This is a genomic window from candidate division WOR-3 bacterium (assembly GCA_039801725.1).
Classification (GTDB): domain Bacteria; phylum Hydrothermota; class Tepidihabitantia; order Tepidihabitantales; family DTDR01; genus DTDR01.
Genome location: JBDRVE010000011.1, coordinates 35,451 through 46,070, shown reverse-complemented (window position 1 = coordinate 46,070; position 10,620 = coordinate 35,451). Strand labels below are relative to the sequence as shown.

General features: G+C 29.2%; 6 protein-coding genes. 1 reads left to right on the top strand and 5 read right to left on the bottom strand.

Features of this window, described 5'->3' with window-relative positions; all coding sequences use genetic code 11:
- Nucleotides 1-270: 270 nt before the first annotated feature.
- Nucleotides 271-864, top strand: coding sequence for a hypothetical protein (locus ABIK75_03720; GenBank protein ID MEO0090193.1), 594 nt, complete (start codon nt 271-273; stop codon nt 862-864).
- A 1-nt stretch (nt 865) separates the two neighbouring features.
- Here ABIK75_03720 and ABIK75_03715 read toward each other — a convergent pair whose 3' ends face one another.
- From ABIK75_03715 to ABIK75_03695, 5 genes are read right to left on the bottom strand one after another with little or no spacing between them, the layout of a single operon-like run.
- Nucleotides 866-2,686, bottom strand: coding sequence for a hypothetical protein (locus ABIK75_03715; protein MEO0090192.1), 1,821 nt, complete (start codon nt 2,684-2,686; stop codon nt 866-868).
- Nucleotides 2,687-6,031 (bottom strand): translocation/assembly module TamB domain-containing protein, encoded by a 3,345-nt coding sequence (locus tag ABIK75_03710; GenBank protein MEO0090191.1) that lies wholly within the window; start codon nt 6,029-6,031, stop codon nt 2,687-2,689.
- On the bottom strand, nt 6,021-7,646 hold the full coding sequence (locus tag ABIK75_03705; protein ID MEO0090190.1) for a BamA/TamA family outer membrane protein: 1,626 nt from the start codon (nt 7,644-7,646) through the stop codon (nt 6,021-6,023). The genes ABIK75_03710 and ABIK75_03705 overlap by 11 nt, the downstream gene beginning before the upstream one ends.
- Nucleotides 7,624-9,603, bottom strand: coding sequence for a type I DNA topoisomerase (topA, locus tag ABIK75_03700; GenBank protein ID MEO0090189.1), 1,980 nt, complete (start codon nt 9,601-9,603; stop codon nt 7,624-7,626). The genes ABIK75_03705 and topA overlap by 23 nt, the downstream gene beginning before the upstream one ends.
- Nucleotides 9,593-10,567 carry an RluA family pseudouridine synthase gene (locus tag ABIK75_03695; GenBank protein ID MEO0090188.1) on the bottom strand — a complete coding sequence of 325 codons (975 nt, stop codon included), beginning with the start codon at nt 10,565-10,567 and terminating at the stop codon, nt 9,593-9,595. The genes topA and ABIK75_03695 overlap by 11 nt, the downstream gene beginning before the upstream one ends.
- Nucleotides 10,568-10,620 lie beyond the last annotated feature (53 nt).

Below are 10,620 nucleotides of genomic sequence, written 5' to 3'. Positions count from 1 at the left end.
GTTGAAAATCTCATTAAGAAAGAAATGGTAAGAAATAAACTGGAAAAGGAGGTATTAAAGGAGTTGTATTTTCTTCTTTTAAAAGGTAAATAATTAGTCCTTTTAAATATCTCTTGAGCACTACTTTGATAAGACAGGAGGGTTTTACTTTCTATTATAAAAGGGGCAGTATAGGAGATATTATAGGATTTTGTTTTTATCTTATTGACATAAGGAATTTTTTTAGTTATTATTTTTATTATGAAAGATAAGATTTTAAAAGGAGGAATAATGAGATATTTTAAACTTTTTTTATTATTGTTTCTTTTTATTGGTTGTGATATCCAACATAAGAATGCTTTAAGGATAAAAAGTATTAATGAAGATAAACCAGTAAAAATAGATGTGATTGATGAATATACGATTGGCAGTGGCGAAGAAGCAACAGAAGAAGAAGCAATATGGGACCAATATTCTTCTTTTGAATTTGTTTATACCGAATTTGGATTGGGCTTACCAACTGCTCCCGGAACTTATACTGCCCTTTTAACTGATTACGAAATCACTTTTGAAGATCTAACTCCTGGTTTGGCTTCGGAAGATAAGTTTAAAGGTGAGAAGATTAAAGGAAAATGTAATATTTTAATACCCAGTGACCCAGAGGGCAAAAAAAGTGTTAAGGCAATAGTGAAAATAATGCCGGCTACTTATATTGAAATGTATGAAAGTGAATTAAGTGAATTTCGGGTATTAGGTGCTAAAATAAGATTTAAAGGAAAAGATTTGCTTTCGGAAAAAGACTTGGAAGTAGAAGGCTATTTTACGATTGATATTGGCGATTATTCTGATGACCCTCAAAAAATGGAACCACCAGCAGGTTCATAATTTAAATATCTATCGGCTCAAAGTCAATCTCTATCTCTAAATTCTTAACCCTTAAATTTTTAAAATCTTCTAAACTTAAATAGTTGTGAATTTTTATATTTTTGGGAATTTTTAAAAGAAACTGATATACCTTTTTTCTTCTTTTCCTTTTTATTATTTTTAAAGGACCTAAAATCTTAACCTCTTTACTATCAAGTATTTTTTCTTCTAAAAGTTTTTCAATATTTTCTTTTATCTTGGATACTGATTTTGTTAGTTTCTCTTTTTCACCAATTACTTTTATGAGTAATAATTTAGAAAAAGGTGGATAGGATAGATGTTTTCTTTTCTTTAAGATTGATAAGTAAGCACCTTCTAAATTTTTTCTTTTTAGAAGTTTTATAATCTCATCTTCTTTTTTATCCCTTTTGTGAATAAGAAGAAAGCCATTTTCTTTTGTTTTATTAAGAAGATAGATAATTATCTGTAAAACCCTTTCTTCACTTAAATAGCCAAAATAAGAGAAAAGTCTTTCGTAATCTAAGATTGCCGAAAAATCTAAATTAGCAGTTAAAGAGAGAGTGTCAAAGAAACCACCAATCTTAATATTCTCTTTGTTAATAAAGCCTTCTTTTGCTAACTCTTCTAAAAGTTTCTCTTTGCCAAAATATTTATAATAGAAATTCTCACTCTGACATTTGGGACAGGTATCAAAGATTATTTGATAACGACAATAGGGGCATTCAAACCTTGGCGGATTTTTAAAATAGGAAAGAGCAATCTCACAAGTTGGACATTTGGGAAAATAGCCACAATCTTCACAATAAACAATTTTACTATAACTCTTTTCCGGTATTAATAAAAAGGAGTTTTCGTTATCTTTTTGATATAAAAGAAATTTTCTTAATTGGTCGGTCAAAATTTTATCGGTTCTTTTTTTGATAACTATTATCTTTTTCCTCTCTAAAAAACTTTTATCTTTTTTTATTACTTTTATCCTTCTTTTAAGAATTTGATAGAAAAGTTCTAAACTGGGACTGGGTGTAAAGATAAATAAAGGAATACCTTCTAAATAGGCACGAAATTGGGCAACCTTCCTTACATCAAAATGGATTTTCCTTTCCCATTCTTTATAAATGGGTATATCTTCAAAGAAAAGAAAGATGGCACCCAAATTTAAAAAGGGTAAAAATATTCCCTGCCTGATAGAAAAGAGAAGACAACTCTTGCCCTTTCTTATCTCTTTCCAAATATTTATCTCCTCTTTTTTTTTGATTTGATAATGGTATTGATAAAGATTAATATCTTTGTTGGGAAAATTCTCTAAAAAGAATTGATAATAATTGTTTAAAATCTCAAAGGTAGGAAAGATTAGTAAGATGCTTTTATTATTTTTAATCAGTTTTTCAATAATGGGAAAAAACTTTTTGAAAAGTTTAAAATCGGGATATTGCCAAAATAAATAAGGGGTTATCTTTTTAATCTCCTTTTCTTCTTGGGCTAAAGGAAATTCCTCTTTTTCTTTAACGAGATTTTTAATTAAATTTTTAGGTAAAATATAATTTAATAAATCACTAATCTCTAAAAAATAATAACGAGTAGTTGTTTTTATTAATCGTAATAACTTTTTTGGTAGAAAATCTTTTATAATCACTTCTTTAATCTCTTTCAATTCTTTCTCTTTGCTTTCTTCTTTAAAATCAAGAAGGATACCATAATATTCTTTTTCTTTTAAAGGAACTTTTACCAAAGAGCCTAAACTAACTTCTTTTAGAAACCTTTCAGGCAAAAGATAATCTAAGGGCTTTAAGGAGAGACCATAAATTGCTATTTTGCCAACCATTTAAAATCGGAAATAAAAAAGGTATTTTATTACTGTTTTACCAAACTCATTTCTTTCACCAATTATCTGATTATTTTTATTTAGATAATATTCTGCCCGAAAGACATCCTGTTTCTCCTCAATGAAACTATGGGTATAACTGAAATATAATTTCTCACCAAGATATTTGCCAACCGAAAGTCTTAAATAGGGCTCTCCCCGAAAACTACTCTCTAATCGGAAATAGTCAAGACCAATATACTTTCTTAACCTTTCAGAAGTCTCTTTTTCAAAATAGGATAATATTCTATCCTGTAAGATATCTAAAAAGATGTCTTTCTCTTCCCAATTTTTAAGTTCTTCGGGTGTGAAAGATAAGCCTAAATAACTAATAATCTCTTCTTGACTTAAATAGGGTGGTTCAGAAGATAGATTAAAATTAGGAGCCGAGAGATAACCACTAACCTCCAAAAAGATTTTAAATCTTTCTTTTCTATTTTGATAGGTTATCGGCTTAGTGGTTAAAGAACCAACCAAATAAACCCTTGGGTCAAAATTGGTAATGTTTTCAAAAACAATCTCTCCTTCCTTTAATTCCAAACTCCTTCCTAAATAATAAAGATATCCCTGCCTCGTATTTATCTTGCCACTATATATAAATTTGCCCTTTTTTAATTTGAGATTAAAATCGACCCCTAACTCAACATCGGCATTTTTATTCCTTAACCAGATATTTCTCTCTCCTTTAAAAGTTAAGTCCAATTCTAATAAAGTATCGGGTTCTTTTATTTCGCCTTCCCTTTTTGCTCCAAAAGGAATGGTAACTAAAGCCTCTTTAATTTCAGCATCGCCAACAATTTTTAAATAATTATCTTTGTTTAAAGAAAGAAAAGCATCACCGCTGATAACACCGATGAAATCTTTCTCATAAGTTACTGGCAGATTAGTAAATTTAATATCTTTATATAAGGTATCAATTTGAAAAAATTCACCAAATCTAATAAAGCCATTAGCAAAAACTTCGCCTTCTTTTACTTTTCCTAAGATTTGGTGAAAAATAATATCCCTTTCGGAAAAGATAATTGTTGCCGAAACATCTTTTATCTTAACTTCGGGAATTTTCAAGATTATCTCGCCACCAGTTAAACTCGCCTTTCCGCTCATTTTTGGGTTTCTTAAATTCCCTCCCAAACTTATTTTACCATTAATCTTACCTTCTTGGGCAATTAAGATATCGGGAATGAAAAAGATAATCTCGCTGGGAAAATTTTCTAATTCAATTGTTATATCTTCACTAACCAATTCCCTTTTTACAAAATCGTAGATTAAGAAACCATATATCTTCGATTCCTTACCTTCTTTAAAAAAGGAAAGGTTTTTTAAAATAATTGTTTCGCCTGCCAAAGAGAAATTGCCAATAAGGGAATCAAAGGATAATTTCTGAAATTGACAATCAAAAATTTTCGTATTTAAAAGAAAATTGCTTAAATGCTTCTTTTTCAAATCGTAAGTTAAAAGAATTTGGCTATTTACTTTGCCAAAAAGTTCCTTTCTCTTTTTGCTGATTAAAAAGAAATTCTCTAACGGAAAGGTTTTTATTTCACTTGTTAATCTTAAAATATCCCTTTCTTTTTCTAAATTAAAAACCAATTCGCCTTCACCATATTTTAGATTGAAATTTTCCAATTTAAAACTATTCTCTTTTATTTCAATAATTACCGGAGTTTTATTCTGAAAACGATTGCCATTAAAAACAAATTCAACCTCTGTTAAAGAAAATAATAGACTATCTTTGAGATTGCTAAGAAAATTACCATCAATCTTTAAAAAGGAACTATTAAGAAAGGCTATTAATTGAAAATCTTTAAGAAAGGAATTGATTTTTAAGGTATCAAGAGATAAATAAGGAGTTTTTAGTTCTTTTAAATTTATTTCTCCTTCTAAATCTATCCTCTCTTTTAAAGAAAAATTGCCCAAAAATTTAAAATCTTTAAAGGATAGATTTACCTCTTTAAAAGAAAAATCCTCTATCTGCCATTTACCCTTTATTGAAAGGGTTTTTTTCTCATAAACAAAATCTCCCTTTCCTTTTATAATTCCCTTAAGTTCTTTGGAAAAGAAAGTATTAACAATTGTTAAAGGTAATTTGGTTATCTCGGCGGTAATTAATATTTTTTCTTTGCTTAACTCTCCTTTCAAAGAAAAAGAAACCTCTTTTCCTTTGCCAACCAGATTTTTGATAAAAACCTTTCTATCTTGATAAATTCCTTCACCTTTTAAGAAATCAATCTTCTCATCAAAAAAAGTTAAATCCAATTTGAAGTTAACTAAAATAAATTTCTTACCACTAATTTCTATTTTTCCTTTTTTAAGTTCAAAGGGGAAAAGATTTTTTAAATTAAAAATTTCGGTAATTAAATTATAAGAGAAGTCTTCAATATTAAATTTTCCTTTGGTGTTAAAAGAAGAGCCAAATATTTTTCCTTTTAACTCGTAAGAAACTATTTGGTCTAAAAAACTAAATTTTCCCTCAATATCCTCGATCTCTTTAACAATTTTTACCTTTTTAAAGAAAATATCTATCTCACCATTATACTTGTTATCTTTGATTAACAAAATACCTTTAATTTTTCCTTCTCCTTGGTAATCAAGAAAATCTCGGAGATTTAAAAAGGAACTGTCAATCTTTATCTGCCATTTGCTATCTTTCCAATTATAACTAACCTCTCCATAAAGAAAAGAATTTTTTGCTATTAAATTTAAATTGGTAAGTGAAAATTTTTCATTATTTAATTCTAAATCGGTTTTTAAAAGAGAAAAAGGATAATTATATTTATCATAAGAAACTTCACCGGAGATTTCATTTATTCTACCGGTTATTTTCCCATCCTTTAAAATCCCAAAAAGGCTAATTTTCAAATTTCTTAACTCCAACTTCTCTCTTTTAAAATTAAAATCTTGGAAAATTATCTCTCTTATTTCAATCTCTTTTAAAAATAAGGGTAAAATAAAGGTAATCTCTTTTTTGGTCTCCTTCCCTTCTTTTATTTCTTCTTTCTTTTCTGGAATCTTAATTGCTAATTTTTCTAAAACAAATTTTTCAATAACAATTTTTCTTTGAAAAATCACAAGGGGATAAAATTTTATTTCGGCTTTTTGAAAATTTAAGAAATCGCCTTTTCCTTCGGAGATAATAATTTGGTTAAAAAGGGGTGATAATTCCAGTTTTTTAACCTCTTTTATTCCAATTCCTTTTAGCAATTTTGGTAATAAGTAATTTTTAGTTGTAAAGAAAAGAGCAAAATAAATAATTAAAAGAAAGATAATTATTAAAATGGAAATAAAATAACCCTTTTTAAAAAACATTACCTAAACCTAAATAGATTTTACCAAAACTTTTAAAAATTTCTTCGGTTTTATTTCCGTAATCTATTCGTAAAGGACCGATCGGTGTCGTAATCCTTATTCCCAAACCACAACTTTTCTTCATATTCTTATCAACTATTCCCCAATCAAAAAATAAGAGAAAACCAAAGATTTTTGTTAATTTGAAACGTAGTTCTAAATTTTGATAAAAAACCTCATCTAAAGAAAACTCCTTATCCAAATAACCACGCAAGGAATAACGACCACCTAAAAGAAATTTTTCATAAAGAGGAACTTCGTAAGTCCTTCCATAAGGAATTATCTTTCCTAAAAAACTTCTCTGGGCAAAGATAACAAAAGAAAGGAATTTTAAAAAACTACGGAATTCCCCATAAAGCCGATAAAAATCATTGTCACCTTTTAAGAAACCACCAGCAATTTCTGTTACTGGCGAAAAATAGATACCTTTTTCGGGAGAAAAATAATCGTCGCGGGTATCAAAGATATTCTTTATAATAAAGGAGTTGGTTATCTTACCTTCTTCTAAGAAATAACTTTTTTTCATCCGGTTATAAATACTTATCTGCCAATTTTTACTTAAATCATAATAAAAGCCAATCTCTTCACCAATTGCTAACTTCTTCTCTTTTTCCTTTTTTTCATAAATTAAAAAGGGATAAAAAAAGAAATTTATCTTTCTCATACCCAAAAAGGGAACTAAATAGGATAAACGAAGATTCAATTCACTTTCTTTAAAATTTATTGTTGGACTAAATTCTTGAATAAGTTTTAACTCCTGACCCCGATTAAGAAAATTGAAATAGCCACTCTCCAATGAAAAGAGTAGCCGAGAAGGTGGAAAACCATAACCAAAACCTAAACCAAGAGTTCTTGTTTTTTGAGTGGAGAAATAAAATACCAAATTTAAACTTTCCTGATAGATACTATCGGGAATTAAAAGATAATAGATTTTACTGAAAAGATTGCTCTGATAAAGATTGGTTAAAGATTTTTCAATTTTTCTTTCCGAGAATTTATCTCCCCTTTTTACTTCTAACAGACGAAAAATAGTCTTTGGACGGATATTATTTATTCCTTTAAGTTGAATATTCTTAAAATAACAAACCTCTTTTTTATTTATATTAAAATTAAGAATTAACTCTTTATCCCTTAATAAAGTATCATACTCAATGGTGACATAATAGTACCCTTTTTCTTTAAAATATTTTAACAATTTAATTTTTATCTCTTCAATCTTTTCTGGCTCATAATATTTAGGAAAGGGAAATAAATTTATTACTTCTTTTTTTTCAATGCCTGAAAAATTTATTTCGCTAATCTTTGGTCGTTCTTCCTCGTGGATAAGATATTTAATAATTATTCCCTTTTTGGTGCTATCAATCTTGGTTTCAATTTGGACAAAAATAAATCCCTTTGAATGATAAAACCTTTTTAATCTTTCTTCTCCTTCGCTAACAATTTCTTTCTCATATTCAGTTTTTATTTTGTAAGGAAGGATTTCTAATAATCTTTTGCTTTTAAAACTCTTATTGCCATAAAAGACAATTTTTTCAATTGGTAAGAAAAAGAGATTAAGAATTATTATTAATGCCATTCTCTTTTTTAATATAATTACATTCAGGAAATCCCGAGCAGGCAATAAAAACTCCAAAACGGGATTTACGATAAACCAATTTTTTGCCACAAAGGGGACAATTTTCATCCAAATAATTTAACTCCTTTTTTACATAGGAACATTTAGGATAGTCAAGACAAGCAATAAATTTTCCAAACCTTCCATAGCGAATCTGTAATTTTTTACCACATTGCGGACAGGTTTCATCAATCTCTTTTAAAATCTCTTTTTTTAAATTCTCAATATCCCTTTCAAAATTTGTTAAATCACTGGTAAAGGGTTCATAAAATTTTTTAACAACTCTTACCCAATCTTCTTTTCCTTCCTCAATTCTGTCTAAATCTTCTTCCATTAGTTTAGTAAAATTAATATTAAATATATCAGGAAAACGGGGAATTAAAATCTCATTTACCAATTTACCTAATTCTGTTGGGTATAAAGTCTTATTCTCTTTTTTTACATATTTTCTTTCAAAAAGGGTGCTGACAATTACCGCATAAGTAGATGGTCGACCAATTCCGTGTTTTTCTAATTTCTTTATAAGAGTGGCTTCGGTATAACGAGGTGGTGGTTGGGTAAAATGCTGTTCCTTAATAAGTTCTTTCAAATCTAAAACTTCACCTTCTTTTATTTCAATAATTGGCTTTTCTTTTCTCTCTTCGTAATATATCTTCTCATAACCATCAAAAATTCTTAAAAACCCCTCACTTACAAAAGAATAAATTTTATCCCTTTCTCCTTGGATTTCAATTTTTATATCCCGATAAACCGCTGGAACCATTTGGGTTGCCAAAGTACGAAGATAAATTAATTTATATAACTCATATTCATCTTCGGTCAAATATTTTTTTATTGCTTCGGGATTTTTATTTAAATCAGTGGGTCTAATTGCTTCGTGGGCACCTTGGGTAAATTTCTTTTCTTTAAACTTTCTTACTTCTTTATTTAAATATTCCTTACCATAATTTTCTTTTATATAATTTCTAATTTTATTTAAAAAATCATCGTTAATTCGAAAGGAATCGGTTCGGGGATAGGTAATAAGACCAACCATCTCATCTTCCAATTGGACACCTTCAAATAATCTTTGGGCAATCACCATTGTCTTTTTAGAAGAAAAACCTAATATCCTTGCCGCCTCTTGTTGTAAAGTGGCGGTAATAAATGGCGGTGGCGGTTCATAATCTCTTATTTTTTCTATTCTTTTCTTAACAATAAATTGACCAATCTTTTCTATTTCCTTAATTATCTCTTCGGCTTCTTTTTCATTTTTTATTTCAATTTCCTTGTCATCTATCTTTTTTAATAAACCTTTTATTAATTTTTTATCTTTATTTTCAAAGTTACCATAGATTAGCCAATACTCTTGCGGAACAAACTCTTCTATCTCCTTTTCTCTTTCACAAAGAATCCTTAAAGCGACTGTCTGAACCCGACCAGCCGAAAGATTTTTTTGACCAAAAATTTTCCAAAGTAAAGGGCTTACCAAATAACCAACCAACCGATCCAAAACTCTTCGTGCCTTATGAGAGGATACTTTATTCATATCAATTTCTTGCGGATTCGCCAGGGCTTCCTCAATTCCCTTTTTGGTAATCTCATAAATAAGAATTCTTTTAATCTCTTTGTGGTCTTGGTTAATTATCGAAAAAATATGATAGGCGATTGCTTCTCCTTCCCGATCGGGATCGCAACCTAAATAAATCCTCTCGGCTTTTTTGGCTGATTTTTTAAGTTCTTCTGCTATTTTACCTTTCCCTTTTATCAAAATAAAATTTGGCTCAAAAGAATTGGTTAAATCAATTCCCAATTTGCTTTTAGGCAGGTCTTTAATATGACCTTTCGAAGCGATAACTTGGTATTTATCTTTCAAAATTCTTTTGATTGTTTCTGCCTTTGTCGGTGATTCAACAATTATTAAATCTTTAACTTTCATAATCTTCTAAAAACAAAAGTAATTCTTTAAAATCCTGTGGTAAATCAGAAATAAATTCAATATATCTTCTTGTTTTTGGATGGGTAAAGCCTAATAAATAAGCGTGCAACATCTGCCTTTTTGCTCTTCTTATAATCTCCTTTGCCAATTGATAATCTTTCTCATCTTCAATATATCTTTGATAGTAATTTGTTCCATAATCAGGGTCACCAACTACCGGATGACCATAATGGTCTAAATGAACACGGATCTGGTGCGTTCGACCGGTTAAAAGTTTCAGTTTTAATAAGGAAACTAAGCGATATTCCTTAACTACCGAAAAATTAGTGATTGCCTTTTTAGAATTAATGGGAGTAACAGCCATCTTCTTTCGATCAATTGTGTCTCGACCAATTGGTGCTTCAATTACTCCCTTTTTAAAAGGCATTTTTCCCCATACCAAAGCATAATATTCTCTGTTAAAATTTCTCTTCTCTAATTCCTTACCCAAAAAAGAAAGAGCCTCATCCGTTTTGGCAAAAACCAAAAGCCCGGTAGTATCTTTATCTAACCGATGGATTACTCCCGGCCGAATTTTTGAACTTTTACTCTCCGGTAATTTCCGGCAATGATATAATAGAGCATTCACCAATGTTCCAGAATTATGACCTCTTGCTGGATGGACAATAATTCCTGGCGGTTTATCAATCACAATAATCTCATCATCTTCATATACAATGGTTAAAGGAATATCTTCTGGTTCAATTTTCAACTCTTCTTTAACCTCATAAAATACTTTGATTTTATCATTGGGTTGAACCTGATAACTCGGCTTAACTCTCATCTCATTAACTAAAACCTTACCCTCTTTTATTAATTTACTTACCTGATTACGCGAAAGACCTATTCCCGATAAAATTAAATACTTATCCAGCCTTAACCCTCTCATCTTATAAGAAACTTCTCTTTCAAAAATTTTTTCCATAATTGATAATTTTAAAAGATATTTCCGAAGAAGTCAATTTATAAAAATAATTT